Genomic DNA, 456 nt, shown 5'->3' with positions numbered 1-456 from the left:
GCCAATCCTATGGGGTGCAGCAGTGGGGAATATTGGGCAATGGGCGCAAGCCTGACCCAGCAACGCCGCGTGAAGGAAGAAGGCCCTCGGGTTGTAAACTTCTTTTATTCGGGACGAAACAAATGACGGTACCGAATGAATAAGCCACGGCTAACTACGTGCCAGCAGCCGCGGTAATACGTAGGTGGCAAGCGTTATCCGGATTTACTGGGTGTAAAGGGCGTGTAGGCGGGAGAGCAAGTCAGACGTGAAATTCCAGGGCTCAACCCTGGAACTGCGTTTGAAACTGTTCTTCTTGAGTGATGGAGAGGCAGGCGGAATTCCGTGTGTAGCGGTGAAATGCGTAGATATTCGGAGGAACACCAGTGGCGAAGGCGGCCTGCTGGACATTAACTGACGCTGAGGCGCGAAAGCGTGGGGAGCAAACAGGATTAGATACCCGGGTAGTCCCGTACG

Annotated in this window: 1 rRNA gene; it reads left to right on the top strand. The window is 54.6% G+C overall.

Annotated elements, in window-relative coordinates:
* A 16S ribosomal RNA gene (locus M6G53_RS25080) occupies positions 1-456 on the top strand; the annotation flags it as partial.

The organism is Serratia nevei (assembly GCF_024160145.1).
Classification (GTDB): Bacteria; Pseudomonadota; Gammaproteobacteria; order Enterobacterales; family Enterobacteriaceae; genus Serratia; species Serratia nevei_A.
This window is presented reverse-complemented; position numbering and strand designations above follow the sequence as displayed.